The organism is Actinoplanes sp. GCM10030250 (assembly GCF_042666575.1).
GTDB lineage: Bacteria > Actinomycetota > Actinomycetes > Mycobacteriales > Micromonosporaceae > Actinoplanes.
Window position 1 is genome coordinate 270,555 of record NZ_JBHTDO010000002.1, and the last position, 13,237, is coordinate 283,791.

The 13,237-nt window shown below is 70.2% G+C and carries 14 protein-coding genes; 7 read left to right on the forward strand and 7 right to left on the reverse strand.

Annotated features, from left to right (window positions below; genetic code table 11):
* The first annotated feature begins 40 nt into the window (after positions 1 to 40).
* Positions 41 to 601: a hypothetical protein gene (locus ACFQV6_RS04415; protein ID WP_378026003.1), complete on the forward strand. Its 561-nt coding sequence runs from the start codon at positions 41 to 43 to the stop codon at positions 599 to 601.
* Between the two features lie 170 nt (positions 602 to 771).
* On the opposite strand, the gene ACFQV6_RS04420 is transcribed toward ACFQV6_RS04415, so the two are convergent.
* Positions 772 to 1,509: a hypothetical protein gene (locus ACFQV6_RS04420; protein WP_378026004.1), complete on the reverse strand. Its 738-nt coding sequence runs from the start codon at positions 1,507 to 1,509 to the stop codon at positions 772 to 774.
* A 53-nt stretch (positions 1,510 to 1,562) separates the two neighbouring features.
* Between ACFQV6_RS04420 and ACFQV6_RS04425 the strand changes: the two genes are divergently transcribed.
* Positions 1,563 to 2,696: a DNA recombination protein RmuC gene (locus tag ACFQV6_RS04425; RefSeq protein WP_378026005.1), complete on the forward strand. Its 1,134-nt coding sequence runs from the start codon at positions 1,563 to 1,565 to the stop codon at positions 2,694 to 2,696.
* Here the strand turns inward: ACFQV6_RS04425 and ACFQV6_RS04430 are convergent.
* Positions 2,689 to 3,666 carry a 4-hydroxy-3-methylbut-2-enyl diphosphate reductase gene (locus ACFQV6_RS04430; RefSeq protein ID WP_378026006.1) on the reverse strand — a complete coding sequence of 326 codons (978 nt, stop codon included), beginning with the start codon at positions 3,664 to 3,666 and terminating at the stop codon, positions 2,689 to 2,691. The two genes, ACFQV6_RS04425 and ACFQV6_RS04430, sit on opposite strands and share 8 nt — an antisense overlap.
* 220 nt (positions 3,667 to 3,886) lie before the next feature.
* On the opposite strand from ACFQV6_RS04430, the gene ACFQV6_RS04435 reads away from it, so the two are divergent.
* The 3 genes from ACFQV6_RS04435 to ACFQV6_RS04445 are packed head-to-tail and all read left to right on the forward strand — an operon-like array spanning position 3,887 to position 5,793.
* Entirely contained in the window at positions 3,887 to 4,369 is a 483-nt protein-coding gene (locus tag ACFQV6_RS04435; RefSeq protein ID WP_378026007.1) for a hypothetical protein, read from the forward strand.
* A 9-nt stretch (positions 4,370 to 4,378) separates the two neighbouring features.
* The gene (xseA, locus tag ACFQV6_RS04440; RefSeq protein ID WP_378026008.1) at positions 4,379 to 5,596 is read left to right on the forward strand and encodes an exodeoxyribonuclease VII large subunit; all 1,218 of its coding nucleotides are present in this window, start codon (positions 4,379 to 4,381) and stop codon (positions 5,594 to 5,596) included.
* Positions 5,596 to 5,793 (forward strand): exodeoxyribonuclease VII small subunit, encoded by a 198-nt coding sequence (locus tag ACFQV6_RS04445; RefSeq protein ID WP_378026009.1) that lies wholly within the window; start codon positions 5,596 to 5,598, stop codon positions 5,791 to 5,793. Before xseA ends, ACFQV6_RS04445 begins: the two co-directional genes overlap by 1 nt.
* Positions 5,794 to 5,886: 93 nt before the next feature.
* Here ACFQV6_RS04445 and ACFQV6_RS04450 read toward each other — a convergent pair whose 3' ends face one another.
* Positions 5,887 to 6,597 (reverse strand): DUF4245 family protein, encoded by a 711-nt coding sequence (locus ACFQV6_RS04450; protein ID WP_378026010.1) that lies wholly within the window; start codon positions 6,595 to 6,597, stop codon positions 5,887 to 5,889.
* A 49-nt stretch (positions 6,598 to 6,646) separates the two neighbouring features.
* Between ACFQV6_RS04450 and glpX the strand changes: the two genes are divergently transcribed.
* Positions 6,647 to 7,735, forward strand: a complete 1,089-nt coding sequence (gene glpX, locus ACFQV6_RS04455) for a class II fructose-bisphosphatase (RefSeq protein WP_378026011.1) — start codon at positions 6,647 to 6,649, stop codon at positions 7,733 to 7,735.
* A 136-nt stretch (positions 7,736 to 7,871) separates the two neighbouring features.
* On the opposite strand, the gene ACFQV6_RS04460 is transcribed toward glpX, so the two are convergent.
* The 4 genes from ACFQV6_RS04460 to ACFQV6_RS04475 form a co-directional block, all read right to left on the reverse strand.
* The gene (locus ACFQV6_RS04460) at positions 7,872 to 8,504 is read right to left on the reverse strand and encodes a rhomboid family intramembrane serine protease (protein ID WP_378026012.1); all 633 of its coding nucleotides are present in this window, start codon (positions 8,502 to 8,504) and stop codon (positions 7,872 to 7,874) included.
* A 50-nt stretch (positions 8,505 to 8,554) separates the two neighbouring features.
* Complete coding sequence (locus ACFQV6_RS04465) at positions 8,555 to 9,508, reverse strand: S1 family serine peptidase (protein ID WP_378026013.1); 954 nt, start codon at positions 9,506 to 9,508, stop codon at positions 8,555 to 8,557.
* A gap of 133 nt (positions 9,509 to 9,641) precedes the next feature.
* Positions 9,642 to 10,343 carry a transglycosylase SLT domain-containing protein gene (locus tag ACFQV6_RS04470; protein ID WP_378026014.1) on the reverse strand — a complete coding sequence of 234 codons (702 nt, stop codon included), beginning with the start codon at positions 10,341 to 10,343 and terminating at the stop codon, positions 9,642 to 9,644.
* 269 nt (positions 10,344 to 10,612) lie between these two features.
* Positions 10,613 to 12,025 (reverse strand): PhoH family protein, encoded by a 1,413-nt coding sequence (locus ACFQV6_RS04475; RefSeq protein WP_378026015.1) that lies wholly within the window; start codon positions 12,023 to 12,025, stop codon positions 10,613 to 10,615.
* A 283-nt stretch (positions 12,026 to 12,308) separates the two neighbouring features.
* On the opposite strand from ACFQV6_RS04475, the gene otsB reads away from it, so the two are divergent.
* The gene (otsB, locus tag ACFQV6_RS04480) at positions 12,309 to 13,106 is read left to right on the forward strand and encodes a trehalose-phosphatase (protein WP_378026016.1); all 798 of its coding nucleotides are present in this window, start codon (positions 12,309 to 12,311) and stop codon (positions 13,104 to 13,106) included.
* Positions 13,107 to 13,237: the final 131 nt, after the last annotated feature.

Below are 13,237 nucleotides of genomic sequence, written 5' to 3' on the forward strand. Positions count from 1 at the left end.
ACGGCAGTGGGCGGGCGGCGGTTGGTCCACCATAGGAGGCATGTCGATCGCACCGGAGGAGGTCGAGGCTCCGGCCCGGGACGCGGTGCTTTTCCGGTCGTCGCCGGTACGGACGTTTGTCACGGTGTTCGTGGTGCTGATGGTCGCGTACCTGGCGGTCTCGCCGGTCGTGGCGATGATCGCGCCGGACACTGGTGATCCCTGGTGGGTCACCGCCGCACAAGCGGTAGTCGTCGGCGTGACGGTGTCGGGGGCCTACGCGTTGTCGGCGCGGGCCGCGCTGACTACTTGGGTACGTGTGTCGGCGGGCGGGGTGGAACTCGCCGCGCAGGACAGCGACCCCGTTCTGCTGGACTGGCCGGACATCGCCGCCGTGGTGATCCGGCGGGACGGGCTGCGCACGATTCTCGAGGTGGTGCCCGCCGATTTGGACAGCGTGCATCCGGTGCAGGACACCCGTACCGGGGGGCCGGCGATGGTCGACACTCCGCGTGGGCCGGCCTTCACCGCGGACCTGACGCAGATTTGGCCCAGCCCGCGCGCGCTACGCCTGGAACTTTCACGCCGCATGCACCAAGCCGCCGACCGCGACAACGGATAGCCGCACACGTTGGGGTTGGGTGCGCGTTTACCCACGTCATAGGCGTAGCCATCGCACACGCAACCCCAACGTGTGCAGTTACCTCGGTCGGGCTCAGCGAGCGGCGAGCAGCGAGCAGCGAGCAGCGCTGAACGGCGAGCCGCGGCGGTGAACGGCGGCGCTGGGTGGCGTTAGAAGTCGCCGCCGAAGTCGCCGCCGCCCCAGTCGCCGCCGGCGAAGTCGCCGCCCGTGTCGCCCATGTCGCCGCCGCCCATGTCGCCGCCCATGTCGCCGCCGCCCATGTCGTTGTCGTAGCCGAAGTCGCCGAAGCCGGGTGAGAAGAGGGCGTCGAAGATGAGCATTCCGCCGAGCACGCCGGCGCCCGCGCCCAGGGCTGTCTTCCAGACCGGGGTCGAGTACCAGCCGGCCGGAACGGGGCGGCCCTGGACCCGGCCGCCCGGGTAGTAGTAGGGCGTGTCGGCACCTGGGCGGGGTCCCGCCTTGTAGGCGTGGCCCTCGACCGTGACCTCACGCTCCTGGGTGAGGTGGCCGGTGCCCGCGGAACCGGTGAGCTGGGGCAGGTCGGGGCCGGGGTCGAGGCCCATCGCGGTGCGGGCGGCCCGCACGTAGGTGAGGCCCTCCAGCGCCGACTCGCGGGCCAGTTCGAACTGGCGGACCGTGTTGGCCTGCTGAAGCTGGCCGCCGGCGGCGTTGTAGCGCTCGCCCGCGTCGGCGAGGGCCTGCCGGGCCGCCGGGTCCTCGGAGCTCAGGTTCATCACCTGGCCGCCGAGCCGTTCATACCAGCGCTGTGCCTCGGCCCGGGCGTCCTCCAGCTGGGTCTGCCGGCGGGCCTGGCCACTGCGTTGTGTCGCGGCGATCACGAGCATGACCACTGCCACGATGGCCAGGATCAGCAACACGCTCTTCATGTTTCCACGGTACCCCCGCAGGTCACGTCCGACCTTTCTGGCAATCTGCGGTGGTGACCTTCTCGACACTGGGTGTGATTCTCGTCTGTCTGGCGGCCGGAGCCGCTCTGGGCTGGCTGGCCGCGCGGGCTCGCGCGGCCACCGACATAGCGCGGCTGGAGGCGACAGTGACGGCCGCGCGCGACGGTGAGCAGCGTCTTGAGCAGTCGCTTCGGGCACTGTCCTATGAGGCGACCGCGCAGTCGCAGGAGGCGGTCGCCCGGGCGGTGGCGCCGTTGCACGAGACGCTGCGGCGGTACGAGGACCGGGTCGGGCAGCTCGAGCACGACCGGGTTGACGCGTACGCGGAGCTGCGGGAGCAGGTACGGGCCATGGGTGTGGTCTCCGGTGAGTTGCGGACGGAGACCAAGCAGCTGGTGGCCGCGCTGCGTACCCCGCAGGTGCGGGGCCGCTGGGGTGAGCACCAGCTGCGGCGGATCGTGGAGGCGGCCGGCCTGCTGGAGCATTGCGACTTCGCCGAGCAGGTCACTGCGACGACCGACGATCAGGGGGTACGCCCGGACCTGGTGGTGAAACTGCACGGCGGCCGGATGGTCGTGGTGGACGCGAAGGCGCCGCTGGAGGCCTATCTGTCGGCGATGGAGGCCCGTGACGAGCGGGAGCGTGACGCCTGCCTGGACCAGCACGCGCGGCATCTGAGGGCGCATGTGGACGCGCTCTCCGGCAAGCGGTACTGGACGGCGTTCGACTCCACGCCGGACTTCGTCGTGCTGTTCGTGCCGGCCGACCCGTTCCTGGACGCGGCACTGCAGCGTGATCCGACGCTGATGGAGTACGCGTTCCGCCGCAACCTGGTGCTGGCCACCCCGGCGACGCTGATCGCGATGCTGCGGACGGTCGCCTACTCGTGGCGGCAGGAGGCGCTGACCCGTAATGCCGCGGCCGTGCACGGGCTGGCCCGCGAGCTGTACGGGCGGCTGTCCACGCTGGGCGACCATGTGGACAAGCTGGGTACGTCGCTGGCGGGGGCGGTCACCGCCTACAACCGGGCGGTGGGTTCGCTGGAGTCGCGGGTGCTGGTGAGCGCCCGCAAGCTGGCCGAGATGGGAGTATCGGATGAGGATCTGCTCCCACCCGTACAGGTGGAGTTGACTCCCCGGCAGCCGCAGGCGCCCGAATTCAGCTGACCGCCCGCGCTGCCGCGGCTGCCTTCATGTCCCTGCGCAGCTCCTGCGGCAGGGAGAAGGTGAGCCGTTCCTCGGCCGTGGTGAACTCCGTGACCTCGCCGAAGCCGCGGTCGGCGAGGTGCGCGAGCACCTCCATGACCAGGTCGTCGGGGACGCTCGCGCCGGAGGAGACGCCGACCGTGGTGGCACCCGCCAGCCACTCGTCCTGGATCTCGCTCGCGTAGTCGACCAGGTGGCCGGCCCTCGCGCCGGCGCCGAGGGCGACCTCGACCAGCCGCACCGAATTGGACGAGTTGGTGGAACCGACGACGATGACCACGTCGCACTCCGGGGCGATCTCCTTGATCACGTGCTGGCGGTTGGAGGTCGCGTAGCAGATGTCGTCGCTGGGCGGCGACTGCAGCAGCGGCAGCCGGGTCTTGAGCCGGGCCACGGTCTCCATCGTCTCGTCGACCGAGAGCGTGGTCTGCGACAGCCAGACGACCTTGGACGGGTCGCGGACGACGACGTTCTCCACGTCGTCGGGGCCGTCGACGAGCTGGATGTGGGCGGGAGCCTCACCGGCGGTGCCGATGACCTCCTCGTGGCCCTCGTGACCGATCAGCAGGATGTCGTAGTCGTCGGCGGCGAACCGCTTGGCCTCGTGGTGCACCTTCGTCACCAGCGGGCAGGTCGCGTCGATCGCCTTGAGGTTGCGCTCGCGGGCCTGGTCGTGCACCTCGGGGGCCACCCCGTGCGCGGAGAAGACCACTGTCGAGCCCTCGGGCACCTCGTAGTTCTCCTCGACGAAGATCGCGCCGCGCGCTTCGAGGGTGCTCACCACGTGCTTGTTGTGCACGATCTGCTTGCGCACGTAGACCGGGGCGCCGTAGAGCTTCAGCGCCTCCTCGACGGTCTGCACGGCGCGGTCGACACCGGCGCAGTAGCCACGCGGCTTGGCGAGCAACACCCGCTTACGAGGTTCAGTCACGCCGTAATGGTACGTGGCCCGCTCCGCTGCCCGCCGTCCTGCGATCAGCGCCACAACGCCGCACCGAGGGTCGGGAACTGTCGTCCGGGCGTACCGAAGCTGGGGTTGTCCGGTGGGAAGGAGCGCGACGCGCGGATGGTGGAGTGAGATCCGACGGCAGCGCGCACCCTACTTGGGCAATTCGCCCTGAAACGACCGGATAAGGCGGGATACTTAAGGAATGAGGGGCGAGGACGCGCGCGGCGCCGGCCTGTGGCCCTCGATCCCCGCGGTGCTACGGGTGATGATCGGCTGGTTCTTCACCGGCATCGGGATACTGAACCTGGCCGTCGAGCTCGACGGCGGGCTGACCCCGCGCTATCTGGTGTTCCACGTGGTGCTGCTGTGCGGTGGGCTGGTGCTGCTCACCAGGCAGCGGCTGAAGCCGGGCCGGGCCGGATGGCTCGTCGCCGGCGTGGTCGTGGTGGCCGGGACGGCTTCCGGACGGCCCTATCCGCACGGCTCTGCCCAACACCTGGTCATCAACCTGATCTTCTGGGGCTGTGCCGGGCTGCTGCTGCTGACCGTGGTCGGTGTGGCCGAGCGGCGGCTGCCGGAGCGGCGTACGCCGGTGGACCTGAGCGGGTTCGCCGGCCACGCCGAACCGCAAGCCGTGAGCGCCACCCCGGATCGCAGCGGCGAGAATGTCGGTGGGCTTACGTAATCTGGCCGGGTGACTCAGCCAGAGAAGAGCAGCGCCGACGAGCCCTGGCCGGTTCGCGTGGTCAGTCAGAAGGTCGGCGCCTGGATCTCCAAGCTGGGCTGGGTGTGGGTCGACGGCCAGGTGGCCCAGATCAGCCGGCGGCCCGGTTCCGGCGTGGTCTTCCTGACGCTGCGCGACCCGTCCGCCGACCTCAGCCTCACCGTGACCGCGCACCGCGACGTGCTCGACGCCGGCGCCCCCGAGCTGGCCGAGGGTGCCCGGGTGACGCTGCACGCCAAGCCGGAGTTCTATCCCGCGCGGGGCACGCTGAGCCTGCGCGCCGACGAGATCCGCCAGGTCGGGCTCGGTGAGCTGCTGGCCCGGCTGGAGAAGCTGAAGAAGCTCCTCGGCGCCGAGGGCCTGTTCGCCCGCGAGCGCAAGCGCCGGCTGCCGTTCCTGCCCGGCCGGATCGGCCTGATCACCGGGCGGGCCAGCGCCGCCGAGCGCGACGTGCTGATGAACACCCGTCGCCGCTGGCCGTCCGTCGACTTCCGGGTGGTCAACGTGCCGGTGCAGGGTCCGACCGCGGTCCCGCAGATCATCGACGCGCTCAAGGTGCTGGACAACGACGACTCGATCGACGTGATCGTGATCGCGCGGGGCGGTGGCAGCGTCGAGGACCTGCTCCCCTTCTCCGACGAGGCGCTGTGCCGGGCGGTGTTCGCGGCCCGGACACCGGTGGTCAGCGCGATCGGCCACGAGACCGACGCGCCGCTGCTCGACTACGTCGCCGACCTGAGAGCGTCGACACCCACCGACGCGGCCAAGCGGATCGTGCCTGACCTGGCCGACGAGCGGCGCCTCATCGAGCACGCCCGATCCCGCCTCGACCGGGCGGTGCTCGGCCTGATCGACCGGGAAACCCACCGGATCGAGGCGTGGCGGTCGCGGCCGGTGCTGGCCCGGCCGGAGTCGCTCCTCGACCAGCGGGCCACCGAGGTGACCGCGCTGCGGGACCGGGCCGGGCGCAACCTCGACCACCGGCTGCGCCGCGCCGACGACGACCTGCGGCACACCGTCGCCCGGCTGCGCGCGCTGTCACCCGCGGCGACGATGCAGCGTGGCTACGCGATCGTGCAACGCGCTGACGGCCACGTGGTCAGAAACGCGGCCGAGGTGGCCGCGGACGACCTTCTTCGGATCCGGCTCGCCGAGGGCGAGCTTCACGCAGCTGTACGGGAGAGTTGATGAGCGACGAGAACCTGAGTTATGAGCAGGCCCGCACCGAGCTGGCCTCGGTGGTGGAGCGGTTGGAGCAGGGTGGGGGCAGCTTGGAGGAGTCGCTGGCGCTGTGGGAGCGCGGTGAGAAGCTGGCCGATGTCTGTCAGCGGTGGCTGGATGGTGCCCGGGAGCGGATCGAGTCGGCGCGGGCCGCCCGCGATTAGCGCTCGCCGGACCGGTCAGCGCCCGTCCCGTGATCAGCGCCCGTCCCGTGATCAGCGCCCGTTCCGTGATCAGCGCGTCCCGCGAGACGCGGGTCAGGACAGGGAGCCGGCGAGGGTTTCCAGGTTCTTCTGGTCGGTGCGGCCGAGGATGATGATCGTGCGGTTCTGCTCGGCGGCGATCAGCGCGGTCTCGCCCGGCCGCCCGGTGTAGACCATCCAGGTTCGGGCGTCGTCGCGGAACGTGCCGGCTCGCTCGCCCTCCTTGCCGACCTCGTCGGGCACCAGGGTGGCGGACGGCACCGTGCTCTGCACCAGCATGATCGGGTCGTCGTCCGGGTCGACGTACCCCATCCGCAGGGTGGCCCCGGCGTCCTCGCGCCGGAAGTTGGCCGACGCCACGTGCCAGTCGTCGCTGAGCCCGGTGGGCCGGGCGACGGTGAACTCCTTGGACGCCTGCTGGATCGCCGGGACCGGGTCGACCGTGATCGGGGCGTCGCCGTTGAGGACGACCCGGTAGAAGGTCAGCAGCAGCGCGATCGGGACGAGCAGGGCCAGGAGGGAGAGGACCATGTCACGTGGACGCCGGGCCTCCCTCGACTCGAGCCGGGGGTTCGCCTGTTCCTGACCGGTGGGCGGAGCTTCACCGGCGGCCGGCGCCTCGGTGACGGCCGGCTCGGGACTGGTGGCCGGCGCAGAGCCGGTAGTCGGCTCCGAGCTGCCGGCCGACGCCGAGCTGCCGGCCGACGCCGAAGTGGCGGCCGGCTCCGGGGCGGTGGTGGGTTGCGAGGGCGATGCGGGATCCACCAGCCCATTGTTAACCATGTCGCTGAACCGAGACTTGGCACGTCCTCCAATGCCAGGATCAGAGGACCTGACAGCCCCGCAACGTCGCGAGGAGGCCGCCGTGCCCGCCCGAGTCCCGCAGGACCTCGACCGCAACATCGCCCTCGACCTGGTTCGCGTGACCGAAGCCGCCGCGATGGCGGCCGGCCGCTGGGTCGGCCGTGGTGACAAGAACGGCGGTGACGGCGCGGCCGTCGACGCCATGCGCAAGCTCATCAACTCCATCCAGATGCGTGGGGTCGTCGTCATCGGCGAGGGCGAGAAGGACGAGGCCCCGATGCTCTTCAACGGGGAGCAGGTCGGTGACGGCACCGGCCCCGAGGTGGACGTGGCGGTCGACCCGGTCGACGGGACGACGCTGATGAGCAAGGGCATGCCGGGCGCGGTGGCGGTGCTCGCGGTCGCCGAGCGCGGTGCCATGTTCGACCCGAGCGCGGTGTTCTACATGGACAAGATCGCTGTCGGGCCGGACTGCGCGGACGTGATCGACATCGACGCCGGCGTGAAGGAGAACCTGCGCCGCATCGCGAAGGCGAAGAGGTCGAGCGTCTCCGACGTGACGGTGTGCATCCTCGACCGGCCCCGGCACACCAAACTGGTCGAGGAGGTGCGGCAGGCCGGCGCGAACATCAAGTTCATCTCGGACGGTGACATCGCCGGAGCCATCTCGGCGGCCCGCCTCGAGTCCGACGTCGACGTGCTGATGGGCGTCGGCGGCACACCGGAGGGCATCACCGCGGCCTGCGCGCTGAAATGCCTGGGCGGCATGATCCAGGCGAAGCTGTGGCCGCTGGACGACTCGGAGCGGGAGAAGGCGATCGCCGGCGGGCACGATCTGGACCGGGTGCTCACCACGGACGACCTGGTCACCGGCGACAACTGTTTCTTCGTGGCCACCGGGGTGACCTCGGGTGACCTGCTCAAGGGCGTCCGCTACCGGGCCGGAGGGGCGCACACCCAGTCGATCGTGATGCGGTCGAAGAGCGGCACGATCCGGGTGATCGACTCGTACCACCGGCTGGAGAAGCTGGCCCTCTACTCAGCGGTCGACTTCGACGGGCACCTCCCGACGGTGCCGATCGGCGACCCGCTGCTCTGAAGGAACGCCCGGCGGTCTGCTGACGGGCCGCCGGGCAGAACCAAAGGCTGAGGGGTCAGGCATTCCACAGCGAGCACGCCGGACGCGGTCAGGAAGCCGAGGGAGGCCGGCGCCCGTACGCCTGCATCGTCTTTCTTCAGAAGGCCGGCTTGGGCCGCCGCCGCCGGAAGATGACCGCGGCCAGCACCCCGCCGACCAGGCCGAGCAGATGCCCCTGCCAGGAAACCCCGGGGTCGGTGGGCAGGATGCCGTAGAGCTGGTACCAGTACAGCAGGCCGATGAACGCCGCGACCCCGAAGTTCCACCAGCTGCGCTCCACCACGCCGCGCGTGATCAGCACCCCCAGATAGCCGAAGATCACGCCGCTGGCGCCGACCACGACACTGCTCGGATCGCCGACGAACCAGACGCCGATCCCGGTCACCATCATGATCAGGAAAGTCGACCAGATGAACCGTTTCGCGCCGCCGGCCAGCACGAACGTGCCCAGCAGGATCAGTGGCACCGCGTTGCCGTAGAGATGATCCCACCCGGAGTGCAGGAACGGGCTGAACAGCACACCGTCCAGGCCCTCGATACGGTGCGGGATGATGCCGCCGGCCACGTCGAGCGTGCCCTGACCGAGGCCGACGTCGATGGCCTCCACCAGGAACAGGCCCGGGACCACGGCACACATGGTCACGAACGCGCGTCCGAGCGACGAGTAGAACGCTTCCGTACCGAATCGCGTCGCCTCGTCCTCGCGCGCGTCCGTCCACCCGTACCCCATGCACCGATGGTGGCAGGGCGATGCACCCACGGCCACTCGGAAAGGTGGCCTCAGGCCACCGGCGTCGCGCTCAGCTTGCGGATCGCGGCCCGGATCGCCGGCCGGAACTTCGAGATCTGCGTATAAACACCGAAATAGCCATCGCGCGCGCAGCCGAGCCCCCAGCTCACGATGCCGACCTGCACCCAACGACCGTCGGCCTCCCGCCGGACCATCGGCCCGCCGGAATCACCCTGGCACGTGTCAACACCATGCTTACCGGCACAGATCGATTCATCACGAACCAAATCAACACCAGCTTTCTTGTACGCCTTTGCGCAGTCCTCGTCAGGGATGGTCGGCACGCTGGCGTAGTGCAGCCTGCGCTCCTGCTGGAGGTCGGTCTCCCGGGTCTGCCCCCAGCCCATCACGGTGAACGTGCCGTCATCACCGCCGCCGTCCGGGACCACGTCGATCGTGGGCAGGTTCAGGGCACGTTCCAGCTTGACCACCGCCCAGTCGTCGCCGCGGGTCTCGGTGATGAAACCGGAGGCGCGGATCACCTCGACGGACTTCACCGTGACGGCGGTCTTCGCATCGAGGTCGGGCGTGCCGGCGGTGACCTCGATCCGGTTGTTCTTCCCGGTCGCGCCGACGCAGTGGCCGGCGGTGAGCACCACCCGCGGCGCGGTCAGCGTGCCGCCGCAGCCCATCGAGAGCCGCACCACCCAGGGGAACCTGCCGGGCTCGGCGATCTTCCCGCCGACCACCTCCCGGATCTGCCGGTCCCCGCCGTCGGCATGAGCGGGACGAAGCCGCCGGTCCCCGCCGTCGGCATGAGCGAGACGGAGCGGCCGGTCCTCGCCGTCGGCATGAGCGGGACGGAGCGGCCGGTCCTCGGCTGCGGCTTGGGCTACACGGATCGGCCGGTCGCGGGCGGCGGCCAGGGCCGGGGCGCTCGCCGCCGCTCCCAGCAGCGTCACGAGGCCGGCCGCCAGGACTGCCGAAGCCGCATTTCGGACCATGCAGACATTTGATCACAGCAAAACGGGGCCGCGCGGCGTGCCGCGCAGCCCCGTCCCATGCTTCGTCAGTACCAGCCCGAGTTCTGGTCAGTACCAGCCCAGAGCTCCGGTCAGTACCAGCCCAAAAGTTCGGTCAGTACCAGCCGACGTTCTGGGAGTGGCTCCAGGCGCCGCAGGGCGTGTTGTAGCGGCCCTTGATGTAGCCCAGGCCCCACTTGATCTGGGTGGCCGGGTTGGTCTTCCAGTCCGAGCCGGCCGAGGCCATCTTGGTGCCCGGCAGCGCCTGCGGGATCCCGTACGCCCCGGAGCTGCGGTTGGTGGCCTTGTAGTTCCAGCCACTCTCCTTCTTCCACAGCTTGTCCAGGCACGGGAACTGGTCGAGGCCGAAGCCCTTGTCCAGCATCACGGCGCACCCGACCTTGCGGCTGCCGCTGTACTCGTCGCAGGAGGCGGGGATGTCACCGGTGAACGGCACGGGGCCGCCGGACTCCTCGGCCTTCTTCGCCGCCTCGGCCTGCTTCTCGGCCTTCTCCTCGGCGATCGCCTTCTTCTCCAGGGTGCGCGCCTTACCGGCGGCGACCTTGGCCTCGGAGGCGGCCTTGGCCGCCGCGGCGTCCTCCGCCTGGCTCCGGTAGGCCCGGGCCGCGGCGTGGTCGGCAGCGCGTGCCTTCAGCAGCTGAATCTCGTCCGCTTCCGCCTGGAACACCAGCCGCGACTGGGCGCTCTGCTCCTGGATGTCCTGATTCTGACCGAGGTAGACACCACCGACCAGACCGGCCAGGAGGAGGGTGACGGATGCCGCACGAACTCCGAGCCGGCTCCAGAGCCGCTTCACGAAGATTCCCTTCGTCGGGGGCAATGACGCGGCGCGTTCCCACCGTTACTCTCGGTGGACCGCGCCGCGAGCACCGCGACCCTTCGGCCGCCTTCCCGCACCTGCGAGAGGGTGGCTGACGCCGGTCTTCGACGGGGTAGCCACTCGATGGCGCTCGCCGAACACCATGGCGCAACGTGAAGTGGATGTGAAATGCCAGCGCGGTGTTGTGACTTTAGTCACCACTTTTTGTGCACCATTTCGGTGCAAAACACCGCGCTGGCGTCATCTCATAGGGGGATCTCCTCCAGCAGGTCGGTGACCACCTCGGCGATCGGGGACCGTTCCGAACGGGTGAGCGTCACGTGGGCGAAGATCGGGTGCCCCTTCAGCGCCTCGATCACCGCCGTCACACCGTCGTGCCGGCCGACCCGCAGATTGTCACGCTGTGCCACGTCGTGGGTGAGCACCACCCGCGAGCCCTGGCCGATGCGGGACAGTACGGTCAGCAACACGTTGCGTTCCAGCGACTGGGCCTCGTCGACGATCACGAAGGCGTCGTGCAGGCTCCGGCCGCGGATGTGGGTCAGCGGCAGCACCTCGAGCATGCCGCGGGCCAGCACCTCCTCGACCACGTTCGCGTGGACCACGGCGCCGAGGGTGTCGAAGACCGCCTGGGCCCAGGGCGACATCTTCTCCGACTCGCTGCCGGGCAGGTAGCCGAGTTCCTGGCCACCGACCGCGTAGAGCGGGCGGAAGACGATGACCTTCTTGTGGCGGTTGCGCTCCATCGTCGCCTCGAGCCCCGCGCACAGCGCCAGCGCCGACTTGCCGGTACCGGCCCGGCCGCCCAGCGAGACGATCCCGACCGACTCGTCGAGCAGGATGTCCAGGGCGACCCGCTGCTCGGCGGAGCGGCCCCGCAGGCCGAACGCGTCCCGGTCGCCGCGGACCAGCTTGACGGTCTTGTCCGGGTTCACCCGGCCCAGCGCGGAGCCCCGCGGCGAGTGGATCACCAGGCCGGTGTGCACCGGCAGCGCGTCGGCCTCGTCCAGCTCCAGCTCGTCACCGGAGTAGAGCGAGCCCACCTGCTCCTCGGTGAGCTGCAGGTCGGCCATGCCGGTCCAGGTGGGGTCGCTGGCCTGACCGTGCCGGTACTCGTCGGCGGTGAGGCCGACCGAGGCCGCCTTGACCCGCAGCGGCATGTCCTTGCTGACCAGCGTGACGTCGCGGCCCTCCGCGGCCAGCCCGAGCGCCACCGACAGGATCCGGGTGTCGTTCGAGTCGTTGCGAAAGCCCTGCGGCAGCACACTCTGGTCGGCATGGTTCAGCTCGACCCGCAGCGAGCCGCCCTCGTCGTTGCAGAGCACCGGCTGGTCCAGCCGCCCGTGCTTGATGCGCAGCTCGTCCAGCATGCGCAGCGCCTGCCGCGCGAACCAGCCGAGTTCAGGGTGGTGACGTTTGCCCTCCAGCTCGGAGATGACCACGAGCGGGACGACCACCTCATGGTCGGTGAACCGGCGGAACGCCGCCGGGTCGGACAGCAGGACCGATGTGTCCAGGACGAAGACCCGGCCGGCCGGGGCGGGTTCCGCGTCGGCGTGCCGGTCCCGGGCCTTACGGCGCCCGGTCGTGGCACGGCTGCTGGAGGCTTTTTCGGCCGGGTTCGTGTCGACCCCGGCATCGGTACGGCGAGATGTCACAGGCCTGCTCCAGCGGGCGTGCAACCCGGTCCGCCCGCGGTCCGCCACCTCCGGCCGCCGGCCATCTGCACGGAGTCGGATTGCGGTCCCCGTGGCGAAGTTGTCGCAGGTCCGGGCCGACCGGCTGGCTCGGGATGACCCCGTGCCATGACTCAGACGCTAGCGGTCAACAGCGTCCTGCGGTAGAGCGCAAATTCGGGCACGTGAGGGTGACGCTCGACGCAACCGAAATCGGACGCTTAAAAGGTGAGCATCCGCGGGTAGTCTGGCTGGCGTGGCAGAGATGACACGTCCGACACACCCGCTGAGCACCGACGAGGCGTGGTCGTTCACCGCCGAGCGCGCATCTGCGACCACCTTCTTCTTCGACTTCGACGGCGTCCTGTCCCCCGTGACCGACGACCCCGACGCCTCCCAGCCCGTCCCCGGCGTGCCGGGCGTGCTGGAGCGGCTGGCCTCCGTCGTCTCCCGGGTGGCGATCGTCTCCGCCCGGCCGGTCAGCTTCCTGCGGTCACGCTTCGAGACCCTCGAGCACGTCGACCTTTACGGGCTCTACGGGCTCGAGGTTTGGCACGACGGCGAGGTCGTCACCGAGCCGGCCGCCCTGGAGTTCGTGCCCGCCATGGCGAAACTGGCCGAGCAGGCCCGCACCGAGCTCCCCGGCGAGATCCTCGTCGAATACAAGCGGCTCTCCGTCGCCCTGCACTACCGGGTGGCCCCCGAGCTGGCCCAGACCGTCGAGCGCTGGGCCCACGAGCAGGCCGAGGCACACGGGTTGCGCATCCAGCGCGGCCGCATGGTCGCCGAGCTCAAGCCGCCGGTCGACCAGGACAAGGGCATGGTCATCACCGAGAGCGTCCGCAACTCCGGCTGCGCGTGGTATTTCGGTGACGACATGTCCGACATCAAGGCCTTCGACGCCCTGCGCGCCCGCGAAGCCGTCGACCCGGACTTCTTCGGCATGGCCGTCGCCGTCGCGAACCCGGAGACCGGCGCCGAGGTCTCCAGCGCCGCCGACCTCACCCTCGACTCCCCGGACGCCGTCGCCGCCTTCCTGACCGACGGCCTCCGCCGCTTCTGAGAGGCCTCCAGCACTTCCTCCCGCCCGCACCCCCGGCCCACCCGCGATCTTGTGGAGTTCCGGCCCAACGGGGCGCGGGAAAGCCACAAGATCGCGAAAGCAGCACGCGGCCGCCCGCGAGCAGCAGCGCG

Coding starts and splice junctions, on each gene's coding strand:
- ACFQV6_RS04465 (WP_378026013.1), bottom strand. CDS start 9,508: ATGGTCCGAAATGCGGCTTCGGCAGTCCTGGCGGCCGGCCTCGTGACG.
- ACFQV6_RS04435 (WP_378026007.1), top strand. CDS start 3,887: ATGAGGGGCGAGGACGCGCGCGGCGCCGGCCTGTGGCCCTCGATCCCC.
- otsB (WP_378026016.1), top strand. CDS start 12,309: ATGACACGTCCGACACACCCGCTGAGCACCGACGAGGCGTGGTCGTTC.
- ACFQV6_RS04415 (WP_378026003.1), top strand. CDS start 41: ATGTCGATCGCACCGGAGGAGGTCGAGGCTCCGGCCCGGGACGCGGTG.
- ACFQV6_RS04420 (WP_378026004.1), bottom strand. CDS start 1,509: ATGAAGAGCGTGTTGCTGATCCTGGCCATCGTGGCAGTGGTCATGCTC.
- ACFQV6_RS04460 (WP_378026012.1), bottom strand. CDS start 8,504: ATGGGGTACGGGTGGACGGACGCGCGCGAGGACGAGGCGACGCGATTC.
- glpX (WP_378026011.1), top strand. CDS start 6,647: ATGCCAGGATCAGAGGACCTGACAGCCCCGCAACGTCGCGAGGAGGCC.
- ACFQV6_RS04445 (WP_378026009.1), top strand. CDS start 5,596: ATGAGCGACGAGAACCTGAGTTATGAGCAGGCCCGCACCGAGCTGGCC.